This is a genomic window from Massilimicrobiota sp. An80 (genome assembly GCF_002159255.1).
Classification (GTDB): Bacteria; Bacillota_I; Bacilli_A; order Erysipelotrichales; family Coprobacillaceae; genus Allocoprobacillus; species Allocoprobacillus merdigallinarum.
Window position 1 is genome coordinate 1 of sequence record NZ_NFHI01000022.1, and the last position, 26,327, is coordinate 26,327.

The 26,327-nt window shown below is 32.1% G+C and carries 30 protein-coding genes; 1 reads left to right on the plus strand and 29 read right to left on the minus strand.

All coding sequences use genetic code 11. The features are described 5' to 3' along the window. Positions 1–420 precede the first annotated feature (420 nt). From hisIE to B5G32_RS07420, 11 genes are all read right to left on the minus strand, one after another. Entirely contained in the window at positions 421–1,065 is a 645-nt protein-coding gene (gene hisIE, locus B5G32_RS07370) for a bifunctional phosphoribosyl-AMP cyclohydrolase/phosphoribosyl-ATP diphosphatase HisIE (RefSeq protein WP_087243278.1), read from the minus strand. Between the two features lie 6 nt (positions 1,066–1,071). Beyond that, positions 1,072–1,836: an imidazole glycerol phosphate synthase subunit HisF gene (gene hisF / locus B5G32_RS07375; protein ID WP_087936288.1), complete on the minus strand. Its 765-nt coding sequence runs from the start codon at positions 1,834–1,836 to the stop codon at positions 1,072–1,074. Beyond that, the gene (hisA, locus tag B5G32_RS07380) at positions 1,806–2,543 is read right to left on the minus strand and encodes a 1-(5-phosphoribosyl)-5-[(5-phosphoribosylamino)methylideneamino]imidazole-4-carboxamide isomerase (protein ID WP_087243280.1); all 738 of its coding nucleotides are present in this window, start codon (positions 2,541–2,543) and stop codon (positions 1,806–1,808) included. The genes hisF and hisA overlap by 31 nt, the downstream gene beginning before the upstream one ends. Beyond that, on the minus strand, positions 2,540–3,145 hold the full coding sequence (gene hisH, locus B5G32_RS07385; protein ID WP_087936289.1) for an imidazole glycerol phosphate synthase subunit HisH: 606 nt from the start codon (positions 3,143–3,145) through the stop codon (positions 2,540–2,542). Before hisH ends, hisA begins: the two co-directional genes overlap by 4 nt. A 1-nt stretch (position 3,146) precedes the next feature. Then, the gene (gene hisB, locus B5G32_RS07390; protein WP_087304048.1) at positions 3,147–3,734 is read right to left on the minus strand and encodes an imidazoleglycerol-phosphate dehydratase HisB; all 588 of its coding nucleotides are present in this window, start codon (positions 3,732–3,734) and stop codon (positions 3,147–3,149) included. After that, a complete protein-coding gene (hisD, locus tag B5G32_RS07395) occupies positions 3,709–5,034 on the minus strand; it encodes a histidinol dehydrogenase (RefSeq protein ID WP_087936290.1) in 1,326 nt (441 codons plus the stop codon). The genes hisB and hisD overlap by 26 nt, the downstream gene beginning before the upstream one ends. 4 nt (positions 5,035–5,038) lie before the next feature. Then, positions 5,039–5,656 carry an ATP phosphoribosyltransferase gene (gene hisG, locus B5G32_RS07400; RefSeq protein WP_087243284.1) on the minus strand — a complete coding sequence of 206 codons (618 nt, stop codon included), beginning with the start codon at positions 5,654–5,656 and terminating at the stop codon, positions 5,039–5,041. Further along, entirely contained in the window at positions 5,653–6,615 is a 963-nt protein-coding gene (locus B5G32_RS07405) for an ATP phosphoribosyltransferase regulatory subunit (RefSeq protein WP_087936291.1), read from the minus strand. Before B5G32_RS07405 ends, hisG begins: the two co-directional genes overlap by 4 nt. Before the next feature lie 252 nt (positions 6,616–6,867). Beyond that, positions 6,868–8,610, minus strand: coding sequence for a hypothetical protein (locus B5G32_RS07410; protein ID WP_087936292.1), 1,743 nt, complete (start codon positions 8,608–8,610; stop codon positions 6,868–6,870). A 3-nt stretch (positions 8,611–8,613) separates the two neighbouring features. After that, entirely contained in the window at positions 8,614–9,471 is an 858-nt protein-coding gene (locus tag B5G32_RS07415; RefSeq protein WP_087936293.1) for a damage-control phosphatase ARMT1 family protein, read from the minus strand. Beyond that, the gene (locus B5G32_RS07420) at positions 9,458–9,850 is read right to left on the minus strand and encodes a hypothetical protein (protein ID WP_087936294.1); all 393 of its coding nucleotides are present in this window, start codon (positions 9,848–9,850) and stop codon (positions 9,458–9,460) included. The genes B5G32_RS07415 and B5G32_RS07420 overlap by 14 nt, the downstream gene beginning before the upstream one ends. A 224-nt stretch (positions 9,851–10,074) precedes the next feature. On the opposite strand from B5G32_RS07420, the gene gdhA reads away from it, so the two are divergent. Continuing rightward, on the plus strand, positions 10,075–11,418 hold the full coding sequence (gdhA, locus tag B5G32_RS07425; protein WP_087936295.1) for an NADP-specific glutamate dehydrogenase: 1,344 nt from the start codon (positions 10,075–10,077) through the stop codon (positions 11,416–11,418). A 74-nt stretch (positions 11,419–11,492) separates the two neighbouring features. Here gdhA and B5G32_RS07430 read toward each other — a convergent pair whose 3' ends face one another. From B5G32_RS07430 to B5G32_RS07515, 18 genes are all read right to left on the minus strand, one after another. Then, positions 11,493–11,777, minus strand: coding sequence for a hypothetical protein (locus B5G32_RS07430; protein ID WP_087936296.1), 285 nt, complete (start codon positions 11,775–11,777; stop codon positions 11,493–11,495). A gap of 42 nt (positions 11,778–11,819) precedes the next feature. Beyond that, entirely contained in the window at positions 11,820–13,574 is a 1,755-nt protein-coding gene (locus B5G32_RS07435; RefSeq protein ID WP_087243361.1) for a phosphoenolpyruvate carboxykinase, read from the minus strand. Between the two features lie 96 nt (positions 13,575–13,670). Continuing rightward, positions 13,671–14,168 carry a hypothetical protein gene (locus B5G32_RS07440; RefSeq protein ID WP_087936297.1) on the minus strand — a complete coding sequence of 166 codons (498 nt, stop codon included), beginning with the start codon at positions 14,166–14,168 and terminating at the stop codon, positions 13,671–13,673. 27 nt (positions 14,169–14,195) lie between these two features. Further along, on the minus strand, positions 14,196–14,696 hold the full coding sequence (lepB, locus tag B5G32_RS07445; protein WP_087936298.1) for a signal peptidase I: 501 nt from the start codon (positions 14,694–14,696) through the stop codon (positions 14,196–14,198). Positions 14,697–14,725: 29 nt separating this feature from the next. After that, positions 14,726–15,451 carry a SigB/SigF/SigG family RNA polymerase sigma factor gene (locus B5G32_RS07450; RefSeq protein WP_087243293.1) on the minus strand — a complete coding sequence of 242 codons (726 nt, stop codon included), beginning with the start codon at positions 15,449–15,451 and terminating at the stop codon, positions 14,726–14,728. After that, a complete protein-coding gene (gene spoIIAB / locus B5G32_RS07455) occupies positions 15,438–15,869 on the minus strand; it encodes an anti-sigma F factor (RefSeq protein ID WP_087243294.1) in 432 nt (143 codons plus the stop codon). Before spoIIAB ends, B5G32_RS07450 begins: the two co-directional genes overlap by 14 nt. Continuing rightward, the gene (locus B5G32_RS07460; RefSeq protein WP_087243295.1) at positions 15,866–16,207 is read right to left on the minus strand and encodes an STAS domain-containing protein; all 342 of its coding nucleotides are present in this window, start codon (positions 16,205–16,207) and stop codon (positions 15,866–15,868) included. Before B5G32_RS07460 ends, spoIIAB begins: the two co-directional genes overlap by 4 nt. Positions 16,208–16,336: 129 nt before the next feature. Then, positions 16,337–17,482 (minus strand): D-alanyl-D-alanine carboxypeptidase family protein, encoded by a 1,146-nt coding sequence (locus tag B5G32_RS07465; protein ID WP_087936299.1) that lies wholly within the window; start codon positions 17,480–17,482, stop codon positions 16,337–16,339. 588 nt (positions 17,483–18,070) lie between these two features. Beyond that, a complete protein-coding gene (locus B5G32_RS07470) occupies positions 18,071–19,000 on the minus strand; it encodes a DUF1848 domain-containing protein (protein WP_087936300.1) in 930 nt (309 codons plus the stop codon). A gap of 3 nt (positions 19,001–19,003) precedes the next feature. Then, positions 19,004–19,678 carry a TIGR00266 family protein gene (locus B5G32_RS07475; protein ID WP_087936301.1) on the minus strand — a complete coding sequence of 225 codons (675 nt, stop codon included), beginning with the start codon at positions 19,676–19,678 and terminating at the stop codon, positions 19,004–19,006. Then, a complete protein-coding gene (mgsA, locus tag B5G32_RS07480) occupies positions 19,675–20,055 on the minus strand; it encodes a methylglyoxal synthase (RefSeq protein ID WP_087298119.1) in 381 nt (126 codons plus the stop codon). The genes B5G32_RS07475 and mgsA overlap by 4 nt, the downstream gene beginning before the upstream one ends. 57 nt (positions 20,056–20,112) lie before the next feature. After that, positions 20,113–20,919 (minus strand): Cof-type HAD-IIB family hydrolase, encoded by an 807-nt coding sequence (locus tag B5G32_RS07485; RefSeq protein ID WP_087936302.1) that lies wholly within the window; start codon positions 20,917–20,919, stop codon positions 20,113–20,115. Positions 20,920–20,931: 12 nt separating this feature from the next. Beyond that, entirely contained in the window at positions 20,932–21,684 is a 753-nt protein-coding gene (locus tag B5G32_RS07490; protein ID WP_087243301.1) for a MurR/RpiR family transcriptional regulator, read from the minus strand. Between the two features lie 191 nt (positions 21,685–21,875). Further along, positions 21,876–22,679, minus strand: a complete 804-nt coding sequence (locus B5G32_RS07495) for an MATE family efflux transporter (RefSeq protein WP_158093991.1) — start codon at positions 22,677–22,679, stop codon at positions 21,876–21,878. 55 nt (positions 22,680–22,734) lie between these two features. Continuing rightward, positions 22,735–23,169 carry an MATE family efflux transporter gene (locus B5G32_RS07500; protein ID WP_087936304.1) on the minus strand — a complete coding sequence of 145 codons (435 nt, stop codon included), beginning with the start codon at positions 23,167–23,169 and terminating at the stop codon, positions 22,735–22,737. A gap of 182 nt (positions 23,170–23,351) precedes the next feature. After that, positions 23,352–24,203, minus strand: coding sequence for a Cof-type HAD-IIB family hydrolase (locus B5G32_RS07505; RefSeq protein ID WP_087936305.1), 852 nt, complete (start codon positions 24,201–24,203; stop codon positions 23,352–23,354). A 72-nt stretch (positions 24,204–24,275) separates the two neighbouring features. Continuing rightward, a complete protein-coding gene (locus tag B5G32_RS07510; protein WP_087936306.1) occupies positions 24,276–25,577 on the minus strand; it encodes a pyrimidine-nucleoside phosphorylase in 1,302 nt (433 codons plus the stop codon). A 3-nt stretch (positions 25,578–25,580) separates the two neighbouring features. Then, positions 25,581–26,222: a helix-turn-helix domain-containing protein gene (locus tag B5G32_RS07515; RefSeq protein WP_087936307.1), complete on the minus strand. Its 642-nt coding sequence runs from the start codon at positions 26,220–26,222 to the stop codon at positions 25,581–25,583. Positions 26,223–26,327 lie beyond the last annotated feature (105 nt).

The window sequence follows — 26,327 nt, forward strand, 5'->3', positions numbered from 1 at the left end:
GCCTATTCGACCCAATAGACTCTTTGGAAGATGGAATGTCTATACCAAGAAACCAACAACACTCAAATATAGAGTTGATGGCAAACGAAATCCCAAAGTTAGAAAAATGAAAAAGGGATTTTTGCGTACAAAATACTAATCAGTAGTATAGACATCATTTTCTAAAAAAATTATAACTTAAAAACTTAAAAAAATCATTAAAAATGATCAGTATCTTTTTGTGCTTTTTTAGCACAGAAAGAAAAAAAGGGAGAATTTTGAATTTGATCAAATATTCTCTCTATTTTAATGTCATTAAATTGACGACATTGACCCATACACATACTCCTTTCTTCTTCATATGTTCATTATAACATAGTTTGAAAGCGCTTAATATTAAATTTATTTGTTTATCAAAACAAAAAAAGATTATCAGAATCACTAATAATCTCCTCTTTGATGAAATTCTTTTTTATTACCACTGATTTGATGTCTTTCCCTCAATTTCTCTTCTATATCCTCAACCTGAATACCTTGTTGATACATCAAAACCAATACATGATAAAATAAATCACTGATTTCACCAATTAATTCTTCTTGATTGTTGTTTTTTGCTGCAATAATTGTTTCACTGGCTTCTTCGCCTACTTTTTTACAGATTTTATCAACACCCTGTTCCAATAAATAATTTGTATATGATTTTTCAACAGGATGTACCTGTCGATCTGCAATGACATCATAAACTTCATGAAAAATATTCTTTTCAAAAATGTAAGGTATGACTTCCTGAAAGAAACATGAATAGGCTCCAGTATGACAGGCTGCTCCAACCTGTTCAACCAGAATCAGTAAAGTATCCTCATCACAATCTAAATACATCCCTTGAATATATTGGAAATGTCCAGATGTTTCTCCTTTATGCCAAAGTTCCTGACGTGAACGTGAATAAAAATAAGTTTCTTTGGTTGTCAACATTCTTTCATAGGCCTCTTCATTGACATAAGCTAACATCAATACATCCTTTGTTTTGACATCTTGTACAATCGCTGGGATTAACCCATTTCCTTTTTCAAAATCTGGTTTCATCAATTCTCAATTCCTCCTTACTGGAATGTGATGACTGGCACATAATGCTTTCACATCATCAATAGTTGCTTCCTGATAGTGAAATAAAGAAGCTGCCAAGGCCCCATCACAATTTGTTTTTTCAAATACTTCCACAATATCTTCCTGATTCCCACACCCACCACTGGCTATGACGGGAATAGAAACAACGTCAAGGACTGCATTTAACATATCAATATCGAATCCATCACGGGTTCCATCTTTATCCATAGATGTCAATAAAATCTCACCAGCTCCCAGCTGCTCACATTGTTGAACCCATGTGATTAAATCCAATCCCGTATTTTTTCTACCACCAGCCATATAGACATCATAACCACTTTGATCATCACGCATCTTGGCATCAATTGCTACAACGACACACTGCACACCAAATTCATCTGCAGCCTGTTGGATCAATTGTGGATTTAAAATCGCTGCTGAATTGATAGAAACTTTATCTGCTCCACTGGATAAAATCATACGAAAATCATCTAAAGTACGAATACCCCCACCGACAGTTAATGGAATCGACAATTCACTGGCTGCACGTTGAATCAGATCTTTGATAATATCACGATTTTCATAAGTTGCTGTGATATCTAAAAAAACAACTTCATCAGCACATTGTTCATCATATCTTTTCGCAATTTCAATAGGATCACCCACATTTTTTAATCCTACAAAATTCACTCCTTTGACAACCATACCATCTTTAATATCTAAACAGGGAATGATTCTTTTGGCAAGCATGATATCACCTCTTTCAAGTCAATCTGACCTTCATAATAAGCTTTTCCAACAATACAGCCATAATAACCTTGTCTGGCTGCTTCCAAAATATCTTCAGCTCCTTTTACACCGCCAGAAACAATGCAATGTAAAGATGTTGTGTCTTTGATTTTTTGATAGATGGGAAATGATGGTCCCTGTAATGTACCATCTTTAGAAATATCTGTACACACAATATATTGAACTCCCATTTTTTCTAATTCCTGTAAAAAATCTAAGTAGTATATCTGTGTATTGACAAGCCATCCTGAAGTCGATACAAATCCATCTTTGATATCCACGCCCACAACAATACGTTTAGCTCCATATTTCTTTAAAGCTGTTTTTAAAAATTCAGGATTTTCAATAGCTGCCGTACCTAAAATCACACGATCAATCCCTATTTTTTCTAAATATAGTTCTACCGTATCCATTGTTCTGATACCACCACCGACTTCAATAGGAATAGAGATGGTCTGACGAATTTTTTGAATTGTTGAAAGATTTGTTGTTGTCCCATCTTTAGCCCCATCTAAATCTACTACATGTAAATAATTGGCTCCCATATTCTGAAACTGTAAAGCCAGCGTTTCTGGTGATGAAGAATAGACTGTTTTTTGTTGATAATCACCTTTATATAAACGCACTGCCTCACCATCTTTTAAATCAATTGCTGGAATAATAATCATTGCACCATCTCCTTAAACGCTAATAAAATTTTTCTTCCGACTGCACCACTTTTTTCAGGATGGAACTGACATCCCATGACATGATCCTTTGCAACAACAGCCGTGATTCTGGCTTGGCCATATTCACAACAGGCAATGAGTTCATCATCGGTTGGATAAGCCATATAAGAATGAACAAAATAAACATAATCTCCATTTTTTATATTTTTCATTAAGGGATGATCTTGTGTGAGAATCAGTTCATTCCATCCCATATGTGGGATTTTGGCCTGCACATCCATCAATTTGACTTCTCCCTTTAAAAAGCCTAATCCTTCCGTTGGAGTCACTTCATAACCTTTTTCAAATAAAATTTGCATTCCTAAACAGATTCCCAATATTGGAATACCCGCTTCTTTTCTTTCTTTTAAAATATCAATCAGATCATATTTCTTTAAATGTTCCATTGCTACTGGAAATGTTCCTACACCAGGCAGTACAATTCCTTTAGCCTGTCGAATCACATCGTGATCTCGACTCACCACAACATCCATACCAAGTTTCAAAAAAGCATTTTGCACACTCATTAAGTTTCCAACATGATAATCAATAATCACAATCATCCTATAAAACTCCTTTTGATGACACAATCTGATCTTGATGATTTTCATCAATCATGACTGCCTGTTTTAATGCACGTGCAAAGCTTTTAAACATCGCTTCAATAATATGATGGGTATTTTCACCATAGCTTTCATGAATATGCAAAGTCATCATAGCATGATCACTGACTGCTTTAAAAAACTCTTTTGTCATCTCCGTTTCATATTGACCAACTTTCATACAAGGCAATTGTGCATGATAAACAAGGTAAGGACGACCACTTAAATCAAGTGTTGTTGTGACGAGTGCTTCATCCATGACAATAGCCATTTGACCATAGCGATAAATGCCTTTTTTATCACCTAATGCTTCTTTGATACATTCTCCTAAAACAATTCCTAAATCTTCTATTGTATGATGACTATCTACGTTTAAATCACCATGACAAATCACTTTTAAATCAAAACCACTATGGAAAGCCCATAATTCAAGCATATGATCCATAAATCCAATACCTGTATCAATTTGAGCTATCCCTTGACCATCTAGATTTAAGGACATATCAATAGATGTTTCTCTTGTTTCACGCTTTATTTGACTTTTTCTCATATGTATCCTCCTCAAATCTCACTGCAACACTATTGGCATGTCCGTCTAATCCTTCTTTTTTGGCAAATGTGATGACATCATCTTTCAATGCTTCTAAAGCTGCTTTTGGATAATAACTGTATGATGAATATTTCACAAAATCATAAACACCTAAAGCACTATAAAATTTAGCTGTTCCTCCGGTTGGTAAAACATGATTTGTTCCTGACATATAATCACCAAGTGGTTCTGGTGTATATTCACCTAAAAATATAGATCCAGCATTATGAATCAGTGGTAAAGTATTCATTGGATTTTCTACAAGCACTTCAAGATGTTCAGGCGCAAACTCATTAGAAACCTGAAAAGCTTCTTCAATCGAATTCACAATAAATGCTCCACCATAGTTCTGTAACGATTCTTCAATAATTTCTGTTCTTGGTAATAACTGTATCTGTCGTTTCAACTCTTCATTGACCTTTTCAACAAGTGAAGGCGATGTTGTGACCAAAAGAGCACTGGCTAAACGATCATGTTCCGCCTGACTTATTAAATCGGCTGCAATATATTTAGGATTGGCTTTGTCATCTGCCACAATTAAAATCTCACTAGGTCCAGCAATCATATCAATGTCTACTCGGCCATAACAGCATTTTTTAGCTGTCGCTACATAAATATTGCCTGGTCCGACAATTTTATCAACTTTTGGTAAGGTTGCTGTTCCTATCGCAACTCCAGCAACACCATGAGCGCCCCCTACCTTATAAATTTCATCAATCCCACAAACATAGGCTGCTGCTAAAATGCTAGGATTCACTTTTCCATCAGCTTTTACTGGCGTGATGATAATCAGGTTTTGAACTCCTGCAAGCTTCGCAGGAATTGCATTCATCATAACAGTTGATGGATACGTTGCTGTTCCTCCTGGTACATATAAAGCCACTTTTTCTAACCCTCGTACTAACTGTCCCATCATGACACCATTTTCCTTATATAATGACCATGATTTATCCACCTGATGTTGATGAAAAGCTATTAACTGTTCTTTAGTACGCTCTAAAATACGCATAAAGTCTTTACCAACACTTGTGACACCATCCAAGATTTCTTGTTTTGAGACAATCAAATCTTTAGGATTATCAATCATGAAGCCATCTAAATCTCGACAATACTTCATTAATGCCTGATCTCCATTTTTTTCAACATCTTCAATCATATTCATGACAGTATCATTGACCTGTTTGGTCATTTCAGTTTTACGTGATGAAAACTTTTGCACAACATCCTTAAACTGCCCTTGTAAATCATAAACTTTTAACATCTTGTTACTCCCCTTTCAATTTATAAATCAAATCAAAGATTTCTTCTTTTTTAAATTTTAAACTCACTTTATTGACAATCATTTTTGTAGAAATATCACTGATTTTTTCAATAACCTCTAAACCATTGGCTTTAAGCGTTGAACCTGTTTCTACAATATCCACAATAGCATCACTTAATCCCACAACAGGCCCCAGTTCTACTGAACCTTCCAGCTTTATGATTTCAACATCTTCCTGTTTTTGGTTAAAATAATCCTTAGCCACTTTGGTATATTTAGAAGCAATACGTTTACGACGATGAAAAACTTTATCTTTGTAACCAGGATAAGCAGCGACTGCAAAATAACATTTTCCTATATCCAAATCCAACATTTCATAATAATCCTGGAAATCACTATCTTCTAAAGTATCTTTTCCTACAAAACCGACATCAACGATCCCATGTTCTAAAAAAGTCAAAACATCATTGGCTTTCGCAAAAATCATTGATAAACCATCTGGAGTTTCAATCATGAGTTCACGGTCTTTATGAAAAATAGGTTCCATATCAAATCCCTGTTTTGATAACAATTGACAAACCTGCTTTTCAATGCGCCCTTTTGTAATGGCTATTTTAATCATGCTTCTTCCTCCTTTTCTAAAGCTTTGAGAATATGACTTAAATCATAACTAAATCCAATCGCAGGAACCTGCCTTTGAAAATGATTCATAAGTTTATCATAACGTCCACCATTCATAATAGGTTCAGCACTATAAGGCGAATACCCCTTTAACATAATACCTGTATAATATTTCATCATTGGCGTCATAGCTAAATCAAATGTTAAAATGTCTTTCATCTTTGATTGTTGATATAAATGAATGCACTCTTCAATAGCCTCTTTTAGTAATGGATCATCTATCAGTGATTGAACCTGATATAAAACTTGAATATCACCAAAAGCTTGAGGTAACATCAACAACAAATCATGGAGATGATTATCAAAATGATGACTCTCTACAAAGTCTTTCATAGCACTTAAATCACGTCTTTTTAATATATTGACGAATTTCTCATCATCCACTATTTCAACTAAACGGTTATAAAATTGAGCCGATCCCATTTCAATACGTAATGTCTTTAATCTTAAACACTGCATTGTTTCTAAAACAAGCTCTAAGCATTCTAAATCTCCCGCAACACCTGCTTTTCCAAGCAATTCAATACCTGCCTGAAAAAATTCACTGCTTCTTCCTTTATGTCTTTTTTCTTTACGATAAACCTTCCCAAAATAACAATATCTTTTTTCACCATTTTCTTTTTGTGAGCTATACAATCTTGCTAGTGGAACTGTAAAATCCACTCTCAATGCCACTCTTTTGCCTTCATAATTGATATATTGAAACATCTTTTCTTCATCAATTCCAATATCCATATCATTATAAAGTTCCACATATTCAAATGATGGCATCAAAACTTCTAAATAGCCATGTTCAACAAAAATATGTCTTAAATCATTTTCAATATCTCTTAACTTAGACACATTATTCATAATGGCATCAATACTTTCTTCAGGTATTAAATATTTAAACTCTTCCATGTCAATCCCCCTTTAACAAAAAAGACGAGTCTTAATGACTCGTCCAAACCTTCTATAAGTCATTAGATACACCCATTTATAAAGTATATGCAAAACGGGCTGTATCTTTCATAGATATAACCCTAAGTGTTCCAATGGTGATGGCGATGAAATTGTTGATTTAAAATTGTCTTTTTCATAAATATCACCTCATTTTTTATCATTTTAACACACTTTAATAAATAAAAAAAGAATTTTTTGAAAATTCTTTTTTTACCATGCATTTTCCACAACCTGATGACCATCAATGCGATAAAGATAGTCAGTTGTTTGACGTGTTTCATATTCACCATTATTGGTAGGATGATCAGTTGGCATATAACTTATATCATAAAGTCTTGTTCCAATATAATCATGACCATATTTCTTCATGAAAATGATTTCTTGAAACGTCTGACTTTCTTCAACAGAAGAATCAACTCGCCTATTAATATAAATACCATATTCATCATTATTTTGATGATAAATCAACATTGATAAAATTTGGACATCTAGAATAGTTCCTTCTTCATTATTGATTCGTGTGATTTCCCTATCCAATGACTTAATCACTCGATAAATATCCGTATTTTCGTCATGAACTTTCACAACATCCTGTGTAGACTGGAAAGATGTCATATCATCTTGTTGGATAGCCTGTTGATAAGCCTGATATCTTTGTTGATCTTGTTTTTCTCTTCTTTTTTCTATTTCTGATTTTTCTTCTGGCTGTGATGTTGAAGCTGTCACTGTTTCATTGTCTTGGTTCTCTTCTTGACTTTTCTTTTCCTCATTTTCTATATCGTTATCTTGAGAAGTAACATCATTCATATAATCTTCTTGTAAAACAACTGTATGTCCTCTATCTAACTGATAAAGTTCACATCGAAAATCTTTGAATTGAATGATATAAGGATGCTGTAACTTGACATATAACATATGATCACCAATCAACTCTGCCTGATAAGGTTTTGAATTGATTTTAATGACATTTTTATCAATCATTATATTGATATCCTGATGACTATAAGAACTACCCTCATATTCCTCATATAAATCTTGAAGTGTTTGATGTGGTGTCGTTAAACTATAGAATTGATATTGTTGCTGACTTTCAACATACACAACATCATGAAAAGTTCCTATATCATCTATCGAATCTACATACATCAAGGTCGCATCTTTTCCAAACACATAAGCAACATCGCGATAAATCTGAACCCCATTCACATCTTCACGATAAGCTATAGCACCTTGATCAACAAGCAATTGTGTTACATGTGTCATTGGAGACATCAATGACCAAAATGCCACTATCACAGATACTGTATAAAAAACAATCTTATACTTCTTCAATATATTCGCTAAAAAAACACAAATAAAGATAAAAGCAAGAGTCCCTATATCTCCAAATAATCGACTGATATCTATAATCGTTGTTGAAGTCGATAGACAATAAATAATGCCCCCTACTATTTTCATTATAATAATGACACCAAAAAGCATATCTATCATCAATAGCATAAAAGATATTCTTCCAATCTTGGTTGTCTTTTGATTAATCAATTGAGAATATGAATCTTTTAATTGATTGAAAAGAGTTTTCTGATACTCTAAAACAACGATATCATTTTCAAATTCCAAATAAATAACGCGACGCAGTAAATGAATTTTTATTAACTGATGAAAATCAAAAACTTTATCTTGATAAACAAAACATTGGTTTTCATCAACATCCACAACTTCACTCTTTAATCTTTTCAAATCAAAAAAGCTTTTTATATTTTGAATATAGCTTGCTATTAAAACAATTATAATGATGAAAAATAAAAGAAAAAACATGATATAAAAATGATAGGTGATCATGACAACTGGTAAACTAAATAAAAACAAAGCCCCTATCAAATAGTATTTTTGATTGTTTTGTTGTGTTTTCCAAGAAGCTCTATCTATTATTTTTTTCACATGAAGTTTCATTGGCTATCCTCTCTTTCTTTGAGATAGACAGACAAGCGATTTTTCTAAAGCACCTATATATTGACTGATCACTCCACATTTAACCATCAATAAAAAATAAATATTTTTCTTTTCTTCACTTAAGCTTTCAAAATGAGCCTGTCCTTTTGCTATCACTATATCCACCTTATGATAGATTTCAAGAAACTCTTCACTGACACGTGAAAGAACTGTTCCTAATGAACTGTCACCATTAGATATAATGGTTGCATATTCATCAATACCTACCTGATAGGCATCTTCTAATATAGAATCATTAACCACAGCTGCTCCTCTTGTCGCAAAATACAATGTAATATCAGGATTGATATCCTTGATTCTTTTCAACAATAATTTATCTAAACAGATTTCTCCACAATTATCTCCCAAATATAATAAAGATGAAGATGTCTTAATATCAGCTTTTAAATCTTCAATATGGTCAATAGTTAATGATAACTGATCTATATTTTGAAAATACTTTGTTACATCTTGTTTTACATTTTGATGAAGAGGACTAAAATCTATAATATTTCCTACTATTGCATATTTAACAGCCTTTTCAAAAGAATGAATCTGGTTATCTAATTGATTCAGTTGTTTTAAAAACATCTGATTATAATCATGTCTTAACTGATAGTAAGGATCATCATGATGAATATACGCTTTGACCATGGCAAAAACTTCACCTATAATTTCAGGGTTTGTTTTTGTAAAATCAACCTGACTCATATAGGCAAAAAACTGGTGAAACAATTCATCCTGATTCAGACATCCTGTCATACTTGCCATCTTGACAACCTGATTAACCAGACATGGTAAACATTGTTTATTCATTTTCATTGATTTTATCCTCTTGAGTGAACTCATTATAAGTTTCTAAAAAAGCATCACTATTAAAAACATAGATATGACTTGTTTTTTGATGCTCAACAATAATATGATGCTTAGACTTTTTTTGAATGGATTGAATATTTTGATAAGGAATCAATGTTGGTAACATAGCTGCAACTTTCCACTCATAAATCATCATTTCATTATCAAATAAAATAATCTTATATCTTGTAGTCATTAATAAAAGTGCAATCAATGATAATAAAAGACAACCTATGGCCTGTGGTAAAGCTTTTTGCATAAAAGCATAAAGACTTAAAATCATCAATATAATAAATAAGAAAAGACAAAATAAAAATGTTCGATATTCTTTAAATTTTTTCATCATTTTTTATCACCTCTTGTAGTTTAACATATTTTATAAAGAATGAAAACTTTATTCATAACATTATAAAAAATTATTATTTTCAAAACAAATCTATCATTTAATTCTATTTATACTAAAAAATAAGAATTATTTTATCTAAATTTCAAAAAATGTAATAATTTTTTATTAAAATGCTTGTTTTTTATTTATCATTGTATATAATAAGTTCAAGGAGGATTCAAACTATGAAATATATTGAAAGAGTTTTAGAAGATGTAAAAAGAAAAAATGCTGATCAGCCTGAATTTATTCAAGCTGTAGAAGAAGTCTTGGAAAGCTTAGAACCTGTTATTGAAGCTCATCCTGAATACGAGGATATGGCTATTTTAGAAAGATTGGTAGAACCTGATAGAGCCATTATGTTCAAAGTTCCTTGGCAAGATGATCAGGGAAAAGTTCATGTCAATAGAGGATATCGTGTTCAATTCTCAAATGCGATTGGACCATATAAAGGTGGTTTAAGATTACATCCATCTGTCAATTTAGGAATTATTAAATTCTTAGGTTTTGAACAAATCTTTAAAAATTCATTAACAACTTTACCAATTGGTGGAGGTAAAGGTGGTTCTGATTTTGATCCACAAAGAAAATCAGACAATGAAATCATGCGTTTCTGTCAATCATTTATGACTGAATTATATCGTCATATTGGACCAGACGTTGACGTACCTGCTGGGGATATTGGAACAGGTGCCAGAGAAATTGGATATATGTATGGACAATATAAAAGAATCAGAGGAGCCTATGAAAATGGTGTCTTAACTGGTAAACCATTACCATATGGTGGATCTTTAATTCGACCTGAAGCAACTGGATTTGGTGCTGTTTATTATGGTAAAGAAGTTTTAAAACACTTCAATGATTCTTATGAAGGTAAAACAATTGCATGTTCAGGTTATGGAAATGTTGCCTGGGGTGTATGTTTAAAAGCAAGAGAATATGGTGCAAAAGTTGTATCTATTTCTGGTAGAGATGGGTATGTTTATGATCCTGATGGAATTACAACTGATGAAAAGATTGATTTCTTATTAAAAATCAGAAGTTCAAATGATGTCAAACTTAAAGATTATGCTGAAAAATTTGGATGTGAATTCCATGCTGGTGAAAAACCATGGGGATTAAAAGTTGATATGGCTTTCCCATGTGCAACACAAAATGAAATCGGATTAGAAGAAGCTAAACAATTGGTTGCTAATGGAGTGAAATACATTATTGAAGGTGCTAACATGCCTACAACACCTGAAGCCATTGCTTACTTCTTAGAAAATGGTGGAACTTTAGGACCTGCAAAAGCAGCGAATGCTGGTGGAGTTGCTGTATCTGCATTAGAAATGGCTCAAAACTCTATGCGTTATAGCTGGAGCGCTGAAGAAGTTGATCAGAAATTACATGATATCATGGTTGATATTCATGACTCTTCAGTCAAAGCTGCTCAAAAATATGGTTTAGGTTACGACTTAATTAAAGGAGCTAATATTGCTGGATTTGAAAAGGTTGTAGCTGCTATGATTTCTCAAGGAATCTATTAATAAAAAAAGATTGTCAAGATATCATTGATATTTAGACAATCTTTTTTATTTTCATAAATAAAGCATCATACTTATTAACGATTCTTACGATAACTTAATAATAATGGTATGACATTCACCACAAAAGAACCTATTACAAATATCCATAGCATCATAGATAATGTTGGTGCAACATCTGCAATAGCACTCCAATCCCCTGCTAAACTCCAAGACGCTATCATTTGATACTGATCGCAAAGTGTCAATGCCATCAAGAATAAGGAAAGAGCCATAAAAATATGATAATTTTTACCAGCATTATACATATACAAATTCAATAAAGTCATGATAAGAGTTAATATTCCAAATATAATCCACATATATTTCTCCTTTTAAAAAATAGGAAACATTGCTGTTTCCTATTATTCTTCAACAGGTAATTCTTTTAATTCTTCCTCACCTGTTACATATTTTAAAATGGCAATAGCTGCATCTTTTGGTCCTTGATGTTCGTTTCCTTTAATACCTAAACGTGTACGCAACTGTCCAACTTTTACACCTTGCTTAAACATTCTTTTAAAATAATCCTGTAAAATAGGTTCAGTCTGTTCTCTTCTTTGAACTGGTCCAAATGGATTCGCAAAATAGCTTCCTACAAGTCCATATTCTGTTGTTGTTCCTTTTGCCATACGATTTCCTGCTCTGAAGACTTCTAAAGCTTCTTCTGGTGTATCAAAGAAACTTAATGCTTCACCATCTTCATCATAGTTATTTGCATATAAGAACAAATCAACATCATGTTTTGCCACAACATCTTTATAGTCTGTAATTGGAATGACAATACGTGCATTGACTTTATCTGGATTCATAAAGACTGAACGGTCTAATTCTTTAAAGCTATATCCTGCATCCAAGTCATCTAATCTAACAAAAGCCCCAATTTCAGTTCCTGAAGTCTTCACTTTTCCTTTATCACCAAGTGAAAGTACTCCCATATCATCATAGATTGTCTTTAAGTCTGTAATATAAGCAGCTCCAATCACTTTAATCTGTTCAATTGTTTCACTCTTACCAGCTCCACTATCACCCATAACAACGATATTTTTTGTTTCACCATTATGAAGTGTCATTTTAACCATAGCTCCATGGATTGGTAATTCACGATGATTAATCTTTTGAACATTATGCAATGTTAAACACATTTTTTTCATATATCCAAAATAATCAAAATCATCACTTGCTGATAATAAAGCAACAATCATATCATTAGATTCATCCTGATAGAAAGCCTGATTCATTTCACCATCTTCATAACCATAAACATAAATTAAATCTGGTTTACGATTACGATATTCAGATTCATCAGCCAAATCAAACAAGTTACATAATGTTACACCTTGTGCCATAAATTTTACGTTAAAGTAAACAAAACATAACAAATCTCCTACTTTTGCAGGATAACATAACCATGATTCTGCATCAAACTTTTTATCTTCAATAGGATTTGTTTTGATTTCTGGAAAGACTCCATCACGTTTATTACGTTTAGAATAAGCAATAAATGGTGGATGAATAACAACAGATTCAATAAATGGAATTTCATCTAAATTACGATATTCATATGGTAAAAATGGTCGCATATGTGTTACAGCTAAACCAGCATTTACCCCTGCAGTAATCTGACGTAAAACTTTATCTTTCTTTCCAATCGCTGATTGAATAGAACGATAAACTTCTAATACCAATTCTTCAAATTCACTTTGTGCATCTGCAAACTGAACATTTTGATAACCTGCTCTTTTTGTTTCATTAAAAACAATTGCATATCTTTGTAAACGACGCCAGAATAAATAAATATCTTCAACCAAAGCAATAAACATATCACGATCTTTAAAATATGCTTTTGTCTGAGAACGCATAGCACAAACTTCTTCTACTGACATGACTAATAATAATTTAAAAACATCTCTTAAATCTCTTAATAAGTCAACATCATCTTCTTCAATAGCATGTAAATATTCATAAATAGTTGTATCAGTTCTTTTAATATGTTTAATATATTTTTCTAAAACTTTCGCAAAAGACTCACTTTCAATTAATTGACAACGACTTTGACAGAATTCTTCAGAAAAATTTAAAATTGCATTACCACGAGTAATATTAAATTTATATGCCATATTTTCACCCTTTCCTTTGAGAGATGTTTTTCCATCTTTCAAATATGAAACAATTCTATCAAAAAAATGCCATCTTGACTACAAAAATCATAAAATTTATGAAATGATAGCGGTTTTATTTTCTATTTTGATTTGATTTTCATTTTTTAACAGTATTTTTTCTATATAATAGACAGAAAGGTATATATTTTTATGAGAAATATAAATATGTTGATTATTTTTACTTACATTTATACAATTTCCATTATATCTGATTTCATCTCTTCCAAAATCAATATGATAAGTCACATCATGTAATTGATAAACCATCGTATGTTTACCATAGTCAACATAGACCTTGGCATTTTGATCTTGAATCACAAACCAGTTATATAAATCATTGAGAGATAAATAATATTGATCATCTTTTTGAAATCCTTTGAAATCAAACGTATAAATTTTTTCATCCTTATGATATGTGCCTATATAAGTTGTCATAGCTCCCTGATATTCATAATAACGACTTCGATGACAATACATATATCCAATCGTCCCAATGAGTAAACATAAAATCACACCTACTAATAATACACGTTCATATCTTAATTTTTTCATAAAACCTCCCAAAAGAAAAAGGTCTTATCAAAAGACCTTAAAAAAGACACGACCAACAACCTGATCATCAAAATCAATATATCCTATATTTCTAGAGTCAACACTGTGATTACGATTATCCCCCATCACAAAAATCTTACCTTCTGGAATATCATAAGAAAAATCTTCATTACCTTCCATAGGTCCATTGATATAATCTTCATTCAGTAATTGACCATTACGATAAAGCTGATTATCTTTCATTTCAAGACGATCACCTGGCAACCCAACAATTCTTTTAATAATCTGATCTTCACCCTCAACCACATGATACTTCACAACAACAATATCATTATAAGAGGGTTTCCCTCTTTTATAAAAGAATTTATCAACCAAAATGATATTTCCATTTTGATAAGTCGGCTCCATTGATGAACCCACAACTCTTGATATCTGAACAAAATATAGAACGCCCAGTGTGAAAACCACTGTTATAATAATGACTTTGATATATTCTAATAAAGATTTTTTAAAATCACTTTTTTCCATTTTTCTCGCCTCTGATGTATTATAGCATACTATTTTCCATCTTTTAAGCGTGTTCTTAATTTTGTCACAATTTTCTTTTCTAATCGAGAAACCTGTACTTGAGAAATACCTAAATATTTCGCAATTTTATCTTGATTATAATCCAATTGATAACGCATATAAATAATCATTTTTTCTTTATCATCCAGTTTTTCCATTTCCATTTCTAAAGCAATCTTTTCAAACCACATTTCATCACTTTTATCAATCAGACGGTCTTCTACACTGATCGTCGATCCATCTTTTTCATAAATGGGTTCATTTAATGATGTTGGATAATAAGAAGCATCTATGGCTTCTACAACGTCCTGTGGTTCAACACCTAAATACTTGGCGACATCTTCAATCGTTGGTTCCTGATTGTTTTGACTTTGCAGGTATTCTTTTGCTTTGGTGACTTTAATATTTAATTCTTTTAAAGAACGAGAAACTTTAATGGTTCCATCATCTCTAAAATAGCGTTTAATTTCGCCCATAATAATGGGTACTGCATAGGTTGAAAACTGAACCTGATATGATGTATCAAAATGATTAATAGCCTTCATCAAACCAATACAGCCAATCTGAAATAAATCCTCTTTATCATAATAACTATTTTTAAATCTATGCACAATTGACCAAACTAATCCTAAATTATCTTTAACGACCTCTTCTTTAGCCTGTTCATCCCCTAAACGGACTTTTTTTAAAAGATCCAATGTTTTAGATTGTGTCATGATTCTTTAAACTTTTTGTGATGATAAGTTTTGTTCCTATATTGACAACACTTTCTATCTCTAACTGATCTGCCAGTGTTTCAATAATGGTTAATCCCATTCCTGCATGTTCAAGGTCTTTTGCAGTTGTATAAAAAGGTGCTTTGACTTCTTCTAAATTTTCAATCCCCTTACCATAATCCTGTACAATCAGTTGAACCTGACGTCCATCAATCTTCATTTTCATAACCACAGAACATTCTGTATTTTGATTATAACCATGAATAATAGCATTACTGACTGCTTCTGATACAATTGTTTTCCATTCAATAATTTCATCAATAGTTGGATTTAAAGGTGTTAAAAAAGCCGCTACCGTTGTTCTGGCAAAATTTTCATTATCCAAGATAGCGCTAAAACTGACTTCCATTTGATTCATAATGTTCCCTCCTTTAAATTTTCTATTGATTCATAATAAGGCATAATCTGAAACATTCCTGTTAATTCAAAAAGACGATAAGCCACAGGATTTAATCCTGTTAAAATCAGTGTACGATGTTCAAATTTCAACTGATTATAACGTCCTAGCACAAGTCCTATGCCTGAACTATCTATAAAAGATGTATTTTGAAAATCAAAAATCACATCTTCTTCACTCTCATCTATCAAATCACTTAACTGTCCACGATAAACCGGTGCCATAACACTATCAATTTCACCATAAAAATGAACAATAATCAGATGATTTGCTTTTTCAATCTCTATATGATTATCCATATCTCTTCCTCCTTCTTTGGTATCATATACCAATTCTAAATGAAAAAAAATCGTTTCGCTAAAACTAGAACTTATTCAACAAAACTAGAATATTTATGCAAAATAAAAAATCCATCACAAGATAGATTTTTAAAGTAAAACTTTGAGTTGATTGACGACTTTTTCTACAAAAGATAAGGCTTCAACATCCGTTTTCACAGTAACATCAAAAGAACCAATGTTGACATCTCCACGCATCAATAACAGATGACCAACCACTTCACCTTTTTTTAATGGTGGCACAAGATTTGTATAATTCATCTGATAAGTGACTTTGGTCGTATCATTTTTATCTTGAACATACTGAATATCAACTTTTGCTATGATTTCCACTTGAGATACACGGGCATTATCAATGTTAACTTTTTCAATGACATCATTTTTTTGAAATAAGGTGATGTTTTCGTATAAAGAAAATCCATAATCCAAGAGTTGTGATACTTCCTGATTTCTGACTTTAGGATCACTTTCTTTTAAAACAATCGCTATTAATCTTAAACCATTTCTTTTGGCAGTTGAAACAATACAATAGCCTGCTTCTTTGGTATAACCTGTCTTTAATCCATCAGCTCCTTGATAAGATTTCAATAACTTATTCGTATTCACAAGCCAAAACTTATGAGCAGTATCTTCACGGATGTAACTATCATATAAAGAAGTTGTCTCTAATAAACGTTCTCCACCCATTTCTATTAAATAGGCGGCCATTGTTCCTAAATCCAAGGCACAAGTATAATGATTATCATCATGTAAACCGGTAGGATTCACAAAGTGAGTATTCACCAATTTGAGTTCCTTCGCTTTTTCATTCATCATTTTCACAAAATTATCATTCGTTCCAGCAATACGTTCTCCAATCATCACACAGGCATCATTAGCAGAAGCAATACTAATCGCTTTAAACAAATCTGCGACACTCATTTTTTCTCCTTCTTCCAGGTAAATCTGGCTACCACCCATACTGGCTGCATAGGCGCTGCATGTCAACTCTTCATCCCATTTTAAACTGCCTTTTTCAATAGCTTCAAAAAGTAAAATCATGGTCATAATCTTTGTGGTAGAAGCTGGAAAAAGCTTTTCTTTTTCATGATTTGAATAAAGAACCTGTCGACTTGATGCTTCCATTAATAAGGATGCTGAAGCATTTGGTGCTAATTTTAATTCTTCCCCATGAACCGGTGTTATCTGGAGACATAATACGAAGACACATAAACAAATCAAGCATTTTTTTATCATCAAAACACCTCAATTTATTATATGAAAAAAAGCGAAAAACAGTCCATTTTTACAAAGATTGTTTATGCTTACTTCAACAAAAAAACTTATTCTATTCACTTCATTCATTTTTGTATTAAAATGATAACAAATCACAAAAACCACATATCTCATAAAAATGAGAAATGTTGATCTCATTTATTATGTAGACATATTAACAAAACAAATCATTTGTACAATTTGTTGAAATAATGAGTTTATATGTCGAAAAATATCGTTTTTACAAAGTTTTAGACTTACATGTCTGAAACTATTGTTTTTTTATATTTTCGGATATAATATATAAAAAAGATAGGAAGAATTTCATAACTAAGCTTATAAACCGTCCCGAATATTGAAATCAGCTCATTTCAAACAAAGATATTCATCTTGTTAAAATTGTAACTGGTATTTGCAGATGTGGGAATAATGTAAAGTTTTACATAATGGTAAAAATAATTTTATCAATGGATAGAAGCTATATTAAATCCTATGAGGGTATCAAATCTTTATACCTTATTGATTGGCTCTTATCTTAAAAATGCAAGATGGTAATCCACCTTGCATTTTTTATATATCCAAAGATAATTGTCTGTTTTTATAACTTTTTTGTTTAGCCTGCTTGATGATATCATCTTCATGAACATCTCCTATCAGCAATGGAGATAAAGGATCATGAAGTTGATAGTTTTCTATAACTTTTTGCTTATTTTCATTTGCATAACAATATAAACAACCATGTGGGCATGTATTATATTCCCCTATATCTCGACTAGGATAACAATGACAATGTTGTCTTAAAGGCTGACTAGACACAGATATAAAATCATATCCTGTTATATCTTTGAGTATTCTCGCATTCAAACAACTTTGTGATAAAACACCATACTCTGAAAAATCATATGGTTCTGCACACATTTGAATCTGAAATTGATATTTTTTAGCAATCTGTACAAAAGCTTTTACCAGCTGTTGTTGCCAAAACAAAGGAACTTCCTGAATACCAGGAAAGTTTCTTTTTGTTTTTTGATAAAGATCAATAAAACTGATCACACAATGATGAACATAACCTTGAAGCTGAGAGAGGATATCTTCAAAATAATAAAGATGCTTCTCTATGGTATATTCCTGATTGATAAAAATAGGATCATATCTGATGCTAACAGCTTGCTTTCCTAATTGAGAAGATAGCTTTTGAATGTCTGATATGACATTGTGATAATCAGGAACATGAGGCTCTATATCGCGACCATAAGGCGTTATGGTCACATAGAAATAAGAAGGATAAGGCTTCAGTTTATCTAAACGAGATAATATAGGTCGAGGATTTTTTGTACAGAAAATAAAACAATCAACAACATCCTCATTAATCAAATATTTGGTAATCTGGGTTGGATAATAAGGATTTCTCACATAGACATATCCTTCTTTGATACGTTGAAATAACCAGTCACTATAAAAAGCAACGATATCTGTGCGACCACTTATATTAAAAATCATCGTCTACTTACCAGTTGGTATAAAAGGAATAATACTATTGGCGACTGTTGATATTGGCATTGTCTGTAAAACGACACGTCCTGGTCCTGTAATCACTGTATTGAATAAACCTTCGCCACCTAATAATTTATTTTTCATGCCTGGTACACTTTGTATTGCCAATTGACACGTCGCATCCATGATAGCCAGATTTCCTGAATCAACAATCAGCTGTTGCCCTGCTTCTAGCTGATATTCAACCGTTGCGCCATCAAGTTCAATAAATGCAATACCATGTCCCGATAAACGACTCATGACAAAACCTTCACCACCAAAAAGACCTGTAGATACTTTTTTATTAAAGAATACACTTCTTTCTACTGTTTCTTCACATGCCAGAACAGATGATTTTTGGACAACGATTTCCTGTCCAGGCGCAATATCATATTTACGAATTTCACCAGGAAATGAAGAACCAAAAGCAATTTTACCAGCTTCTCTAGCCTGATAGACATTTAAAAACATTGTTTCACCTGAAAACATTCTCCCAAAAGCTTTCCCTATACCACCGCTTGTTGTTTCCATCGTCATACATGGATCCATCCAAGCCATAGCTCCACTATCACTCACCATTTTTTCTCCCTTTTCTAATTCACAAATGACAACTGGAAAAGGCGTTCCTTGAATTTCATACTTCATTCTATACTTCCCTCACTTTCTAAAGTTTTTATAATCAGTTCTGCTGTTTTTTGATGTGATGCTAGAGGAACCTGATGCACATCACAAACACGCATTAAAGCATTAATATCTGGTTCATGTGGCTGTGCTGTCAAAGGATCTCTAAAGAAAATCACAAAATCCATTTTTCCTTCTCCCACATATCCTCCAATCTGCTGATCTCCACCATATGGTCCAGATAAACAGCGATGAACTTTCAAATCTGTATTTTCCATAATTTTAAGTCCTGTTGTTCCTGTCGCAAATAACGAATGCTGTTTAAAAAAAGATTCATGTTTTTTCACAAATTCAATCATTTCCTGTTTTTTAGAATCATGTGCTATCAAAGCTATATTCATCCCTATCACCTCCTATTTTTATTATACATGAAAAAAAGCCTTCATCAAAATGAAAGCTTATAAAATATGTTTTTCAATAAATTTTCCAATACCATCATGATCATTATCATCAGTGATATAATCAGCGACGCTCTTTGTCTTATCACTACCATTCGCCATGACAACACCCACACCAGCATGAAGTGTCATATCATAATCATTATCGGCATCTCCAAATGTACATAATTGTTCCATTGAAATATCATGCATTGCCATAACTTCCTGTAATCCATGTGTTTTTGTGACTCTTGGATCCATATATTCATATAAAACACTGGCTGTTTTTAAAGAAGATGATTTATATTTATCATTTGAAAATGTCTGACTTCTTTCCACAACTTTATCCATATATTCAGGATTACAGATAATAATCAGTTTAGGACGTGGCTCCTTTAAGAATTCATCAAAATCCACAACCTCATAAGGCACACGATCATCCCTAGATAACATTTGAATATAACCATCATCTTTTGGTGCATACAATACACCTTGATATGGCACTGCAAAATTGACATCCATATCTTCATAATGATGAATAATGTCTTTAATCAGTTCTCCATCCAATGGATAGCTAGATTTATCGACTTGAAGAGTATAATCATAAATTTCAGCGCCACCTGTTCCTACAATCGCATCTACCAAACCATCAATACCCCAAATATTTAAAAGCGTTTTGACACTATGCACATCTCTACCAGTTGATAAACCAAATAAAATTCCTTTTTCTCTTGCTTTTTTAATCATTTCTACTGTCATTGGTGAAACAATTCCTTGACTATTTAATAATGTTCCATCAACATCACACATAATTGCTTTAACATCCATAAATGAAACCTCCTAAATATAATATTTTGTATAATAATAAATACGTAAAACATCAAAAATCATCATCATCTGATAATTGAATTGAATACCATCAAAACGTCCTGGAACCTGAATCACATATTGTGCTCCTAAATCATTTTTATTTTTATATTTAACATTTTGTGTCAATAATACAATTTGAGCATCCTGGATATTTTGATGCGCACTTTCTTTTAAATAATCATGCAATGTTCTTCCTGTTGCACTCATAAAAATAACGACATCATCTTTTTGGAATTGAAAATCTTTCACAAAATGATGATATTGAATCACTTCTTTACCAAAAGTAATAAAATCCGTCTGGAACTCTACAGCAATACTTGTTGGATACAAAGCTCCAATAAGAATCACACGTTTATTTTTAAATATAAGTTCACAGATTAATTCTAATTCCTTCACAAGATTTTCTTTATCATAAGATGAATCTAATTGTTCAATTAGTCCAGCAGCAGAAACACCTAACATACGTGCACGAATCTGAGAAACACGAAGCATATAATCCGCAATCAGTTCGTCTTGAAAATCTTCATATGTCTGGAAACCTAAGTGACGACAGAAATCTAAAATCTCATCTTCACTAAAATGTCCTTCCTCCATGACCCTTTGCAATGAATAATCTTCCATCTCCACATAATGATGAACAATAAACAATCCAATGCGATACATATGGTCATCATCTAAACATCCATTTAAATACTTTAAAATTCTTGATAAAACAATATCCATATATGCTCCTCCTTCCATATAGTTTTATTATAAAACTTTTTTCCATTTTAAAGTCTTTTTTTCTCAAATAGATAGAAGATACTTTTATTGTATCAAAAAAATCTATAAAAAACTTTTTTCTATTTTTTATAGATATAAATTTTCATGAAAAAAGCCAAAATTCATCAAATATTGAAAAAATTTTTTCATGACTATTCATTTGATGCAAGCATTCCATAACGGAATTTCAATTTTCCAATAAGTATTGTCATCAATTCTACAAATGGAAAAGCCAGCCAGATCCCTTTTAATCCCCATAAAAAAGCAAATAGACAGGCTACAATGATAATACCAATACAACCTCTTAATAAAGATAAGCGAAATGCTGATGAAACCTGATTCGTTGTACTTAACAAAGCAATCATTAAATAATTATAACCAAGGAATAAAAATCCTATAAAATAGTATCTTAATCCTTCATTGGCTAATAACTGTAAAGTCTGATGATTTTCATGATTAAATAAAGCAATCAAATGGGATGATAATAAATAAGCTATACACAATACACATAATCCTATGATAAAGACAACATAATGCCCCTGTTGATATAAATATTGAATATCCTGATCTTGGCCTTGACCAAATGCTCTACTTAATAATGGTTGAATGCCTTGTGAAACACCAGTAAAAATAGCCAAAACAATCAATGCCAGATTCGCCACAATACCATAAGCTGCTACCCCAATATTCCCTGCAAATTTTAAAATCAACAAATTAAAAACAACAAGGACAATACCAAAAGACAGTTCATTAATAAAGCTTGATAAACCTGGCTCTATGATAGCTTTCATTTGAGATAAATGGAAAGAAATTTTTGTAAAATGAAATTGATTTCTTTTCAGTAAAATATAAATCATCGCGATTATGACACTCATAGTTGGTGCTAAACCAGTTGCTAAAGCTGCACCTAATAGACCCATATGGAATGGATACATGAAAAGATAATCTAAGATCATATTCGTTAAACTTCCTACAATCATCATACACATAGATAATTGTGGAGACCCATCATTACGAATAAATGACATAAAAAGATGGTGCAAACATTAAAATTGTTTTTAAATAAGTTGTACATAATGATAATATGTCCTGATTCGCACCGAGACATTGAGCAAGCCATGATGAACCATATAAACCAGTCAAAAGAAAAAGAATACCCATTCCTAAAGCCATAGCAAAAGATAAAGTAAATGTTTGATTGGCTTTGTGATGATGTTCTTGAGATTTCAAAATCGTATAACGACTTGCTCCACCAATCCCAATCATCATGGCTAAACCATTCATCAGTCCAAAAATAGCAATTGCAATATTTAAAGCTGCTAAACCATCAGGACCTAAGCGATGTGATACAAAAAATGTATCTACTAAAATCGTTCCAGATGAGCCAATCATCCCCATCACAGCAAACATCATATATTTCCAAAATTCTTTTTTTAATTCTTTCATCTCTATCCTCCTTAAATCATTGAACAAAATAAAAAGGTGCTTTGACGCATTCCTTCTCAGATCTACGGAATACGTTCAAGCACCTCAAGATATATTCATCCGATGACAAATATTCATGTGCATTCTTTTATTTTTGCTAGGCCATATTAATATGGTCACTATATAAAGTCAAATATTTTATTTTAAAGATTTTCATCAATCAAATGCATCTCTTTCATCACTTTATAAATACCATCAGCATCAGGATCAGTGAAGAAATACTTTCCTAAGGCTTTTAAATTATCTGATGCTCCTTCATAAACAACACCTGTATCAACTTCCTGAAGCATCTGATAATCATTCATACTATCACCAAAACCAATTGTATCTTTCATCTGACCATGAAAATGATTCACAACCTTTAAAATACCATCAGCTTTTGTACAATGTTTTAAAATAATTTCACCATTGATAAAATCATCTTCTTCTTTTGAAAAAGTCACAATATTAAAGAATTCTTCTAAAAATGGTACACAGTCATAAAAACTTTGTTTATTTGGAGCAATAAAGCACACTTTTGTGACACCTGTCGTTAAAATATTAAAGTCTTTAATTGGCAAACGATTTTCACCCATACGTCTGAGCTGGAAAAAGCGCATTAATTCAAGATTGTTTTCACAATCTTTTTGATGTTTCTGATCAAAAAATTCATTCACACCTGGTGTCTGATACAAAGCTTTTTTTGTTTCTAATGTAAATAAAATATGATTATTAATGAATAAAGTCATGACTTCAGATAGAATATATTGATTCATAAAGTTTTCAAAAATATATTCTCCGTCCACAATGACAAATCCTCCAGCACTACAAATAGCACCATCGAATTCAATATTTCGAATATCCCCAACAATAGACGTTGGAGCACGCCCTGTACAAAGAAAAGCACGATGTCCATTTTGTCTTGCATTTTGAATGGCCAACTTTGTTTTCTCTGTTACCATTTTAGATTTTCCTACTAATGTCCCATCAATATCAAAAAATAAAAATTTTCTCATTATTTCACCACCGCATATTATTATACATCATTTTTCAACATCACATATAAAAATATCACTTTTTGAAAATAATTATGACAAAACTTCATCAATGAGTTGTGGCTTTCCAACAAATTCATCTGAAAAATCATAAGCATTGAAAATCTCAGTTTCAAGCTCCTGACTCAAACCCGTATTTGTATGTACCTCAACTAATACTTCACCTTTTTTTACAAAATCCCCTATTTTTTTATGAAGAACTAAACCGACACTATAATCAATGTCATCATCTGTTTTTTCACGTCCTCCACCTAGTTTCATACTCACTATTCCTAAAGGCTTTGCTTTTAAATCTTTGACATATCCTGTTTTTTGACTATAAACAGGAATCACCTCTTTCGCTTTAGGAAACATTTCTGGATGTCTGATAAAGGCATCATCGCCACCTTGTGCTTTCACCATAGCACATAATGTACGAAGTGCTTGTTTACTTTCAATAGCATCTTCAAGCATTTTTCTTGCAGTAATGAGAGAATCAGTTTTTTGAGCTTGAATTAACATATGACTTCCGGCCTGTAAACAAAGCTCTAATAAATCTTCTGGTCCATGCCCATTTAAAGTATCAATAGCTTCTTTGACTTCCAGACTATTTCCAATAGCATAACCTAACGGCTGACTCATATTAGAAATGGTTGCTCTGGTATCTTTGCCAAGCGAATCACCAATTTCAATCATTGTACGTGCCAATTCTTTAGCTTCTTCAATTGTATTCATAAAGGCACCATCACCATATTTGACATCTAACAATATCGCATCACTGCCGGCCGCCAGTTTTTTTGACATGATAGATGATGCAATTAATGGAATACAGGAAACAGTTGCGGTAACATCACGTAAAGCATACATTTTTTTATCAGCCGGATCTAAATGCCCACTCTGTCCAATAATAGCCAATCCACAATCATTAACCTGCTTCACAAAATCTTCTTCATCAATCATAATATGAAGTCCCGGTATAGATTCTAATTTATCCAATGTTCCACCAGTATGTCCTAATCCTCTTCCACTCATTTTAGCTACTGGTACTCCACAGGCTGCCACAATCGGTCCTAAAACCAAAGATGTTTTATCACCAACACCGCCAGTGCTATGTTTATCAACTTTGATTCCTTGAATACGACTTAAATCAATGACATCACCACTATGCATCATTTCTTTAGTTAAAATAGCTGTTTCTTCTTTATCTAAACCTTGAAAACAAACGGCCATCAACCATGCACTCATCTGATAATCAGGTATATTACCTTTTGTATAACCTGCTACAATAAAGTGAATCTCTTCTGGAGTATGTTTGAATCCATCTTTTTTCTTTTCAATCAAATCAACCATTCGCATATTTTATTCCTCACTTTTCTTTTTTAAAAGATTACGAAATCTTATATCTCCATTATACACTCCCCAGATTGTGAATGCACTATTTATCCAAAAATCAATATGAATAAGCATACGATTCCATTCATAACCAAAAAATGCAATAAGTCCACTTACCAAAATAAAATAAATAGCCCACATCAAAACATATCCTAATTTAATCTTTTTAAACACAAGATAATAAGCCAACCAATATCCATATGACAAATAATACATATTCATAAATGGAGCCAAATGATCTTCTAATTTTAACCACCCTAAATCCAAGTGCCAGATAAAAGTTATCCAAAATACACTTAACATAGAAATAATAAACAAAGCTATATTCCATCTTTCATTGCGTTGCATCTTATGATAATCTTCTTTTAAAACTTGTGGAACAACTTCATGATGTTCTGTTTCATATTCTCCTAAGAAAAATTCACTTATAGTTATTCCTAATATTTCACATAAAGGGATATAAAGCGAAGCATCAGGAAGATGAATGCCTCTTTCCCATTTAGATACGGATTTATCTGTAACAGAAAGTTTTTCTGCCAATTGTTTTTGAGTTAATCCTTTTTTCTTACGACAAGTTGCTATGAATAATCCTATTTTCTTTTGATCCATAATGATTCCTCCTGTCTTCATTATAACGAAAATGGATAAAAAGGACACCACGTAAAAGTAGAATCATAAAAAAAAGCAGTTCATCATTCCAATAAACTGCTTAAA

What these genes read in the sequence shown, in the direction of transcription:
- B5G32_RS07405 (WP_087936291.1), bottom strand. Translation starts at nt 6,615, where the DNA reads ATGGAAGAGTTTAAATATTTAATACCTGAAGAAAGTATTGATGCCATT.
- hisH (WP_087936289.1), bottom strand. Translation starts at nt 3,145, where the DNA reads ATGATTGTGATTATTGATTATCATGTTGGAAACTTAATGAGTGTGCAA.
- B5G32_RS07440 (WP_087936297.1), bottom strand. Translation starts at nt 14,168, where the DNA reads ATGAAAAAATTAAGATATGAACGTGTATTATTAGTAGGTGTGATTTTA.
- B5G32_RS07430 (WP_087936296.1), bottom strand. Translation starts at nt 11,777, where the DNA reads ATGTGGATTATATTTGGAATATTAACTCTTATCATGACTTTATTGAAT.
- B5G32_RS07420 (WP_087936294.1), bottom strand. Translation starts at nt 9,850, where the DNA reads ATGATGAAAAAATTTAAAGAATATCGAACATTTTTATTTTGTCTTTTC.
- B5G32_RS07515 (WP_087936307.1), bottom strand. Translation starts at nt 26,222, where the DNA reads ATGGATCAAAAGAAAATAGGATTATTCATAGCAACTTGTCGTAAGAAA.
- hisIE (WP_087243278.1), bottom strand. Translation starts at nt 1,065, where the DNA reads ATGAAACCAGATTTTGAAAAAGGAAATGGGTTAATCCCAGCGATTGTA.
- hisD (WP_087936290.1), bottom strand. Translation starts at nt 5,034, where the DNA reads ATGTTAAAAGTTTATGATTTACAAGGGCAGTTTAAGGATGTTGTGCAA.
- B5G32_RS07490 (WP_087243301.1), bottom strand. Translation starts at nt 21,684, where the DNA reads ATGGATATTGTTTTATCAAGAATTTTAAAGTATTTAAATGGATGTTTA.
- B5G32_RS07500 (WP_087936304.1), bottom strand. Translation starts at nt 23,169, where the DNA reads ATGAAAGAATTAAAAAAAGAATTTTGGAAATATATGATGTTTGCTGTG.
- B5G32_RS07505 (WP_087936305.1), bottom strand. Translation starts at nt 24,203, where the DNA reads ATGAGAAAATTTTTATTTTTTGATATTGATGGGACATTAGTAGGAAAA.
- B5G32_RS07475 (WP_087936301.1), bottom strand. Translation starts at nt 19,678, where the DNA reads ATGAAGTATGAAATTCAAGGAACGCCTTTTCCAGTTGTCATTTGTGAA.
- B5G32_RS07450 (WP_087243293.1), bottom strand. Translation starts at nt 15,451, where the DNA reads ATGACACAATCTAAAACATTGGATCTTTTAAAAAAAGTCCGTTTAGGG.
- B5G32_RS07415 (WP_087936293.1), bottom strand. Translation starts at nt 9,471, where the DNA reads ATGAAAATGAATAAACAATGTTTACCATGTCTGGTTAATCAGGTTGTC.
- gdhA (WP_087936295.1), top strand. Translation starts at nt 10,075, where the DNA reads ATGAAATATATTGAAAGAGTTTTAGAAGATGTAAAAAGAAAAAATGCT.
- B5G32_RS07495 (WP_158093991.1), bottom strand. Translation starts at nt 22,679, where the DNA reads ATGATCTTAGATTATCTTTTCATGTATCCATTCCATATGGGTCTATTA.
- hisB (WP_087304048.1), bottom strand. Translation starts at nt 3,734, where the DNA reads ATGAGAAAAAGTCAAATAAAGCGTGAAACAAGAGAAACATCTATTGAT.
- B5G32_RS07465 (WP_087936299.1), bottom strand. Translation starts at nt 17,482, where the DNA reads ATGATAAAAAAATGCTTGATTTGTTTATGTGTCTTCGTATTATGTCTC.
- B5G32_RS07410 (WP_087936292.1), bottom strand. Translation starts at nt 8,610, where the DNA reads ATGAAACTTCATGTGAAAAAAATAATAGATAGAGCTTCTTGGAAAACA.
- lepB (WP_087936298.1), bottom strand. Translation starts at nt 14,696, where the DNA reads ATGGAAAAAAGTGATTTTAAAAAATCTTTATTAGAATATATCAAAGTC.
- hisF (WP_087936288.1), bottom strand. Translation starts at nt 1,836, where the DNA reads ATGCTTGCCAAAAGAATCATTCCCTGTTTAGATATTAAAGATGGTATG.
- B5G32_RS07470 (WP_087936300.1), bottom strand. Translation starts at nt 19,000, where the DNA reads ATGATTTTTAATATAAGTGGTCGCACAGATATCGTTGCTTTTTATAGT.
- B5G32_RS07460 (WP_087243295.1), bottom strand. Translation starts at nt 16,207, where the DNA reads ATGGATAATCATATAGAGATTGAAAAAGCAAATCATCTGATTATTGTT.
- B5G32_RS07510 (WP_087936306.1), bottom strand. Translation starts at nt 25,577, where the DNA reads ATGCGAATGGTTGATTTGATTGAAAAGAAAAAAGATGGATTCAAACAT.
- hisA (WP_087243280.1), bottom strand. Translation starts at nt 2,543, where the DNA reads ATGATTATTATTCCAGCAATTGATTTAAAAGATGGTGAGGCAGTGCGT.
- spoIIAB (WP_087243294.1), bottom strand. Translation starts at nt 15,869, where the DNA reads ATGAATCAAATGGAAGTCAGTTTTAGCGCTATCTTGGATAATGAAAAT.
- B5G32_RS07435 (WP_087243361.1), bottom strand. Translation starts at nt 13,574, where the DNA reads ATGGCATATAAATTTAATATTACTCGTGGTAATGCAATTTTAAATTTT.
- mgsA (WP_087298119.1), bottom strand. Translation starts at nt 20,055, where the DNA reads ATGAATATAGCTTTGATAGCACATGATTCTAAAAAACAGGAAATGATT.
- hisG (WP_087243284.1), bottom strand. Translation starts at nt 5,656, where the DNA reads ATGATTAAAATAGCCATTACAAAAGGGCGCATTGAAAAGCAGGTTTGT.
- B5G32_RS07485 (WP_087936302.1), bottom strand. Translation starts at nt 20,919, where the DNA reads ATGGATGTTAAAGCAATTATGTGTGATGTTGATGGAACATTATTAAAT.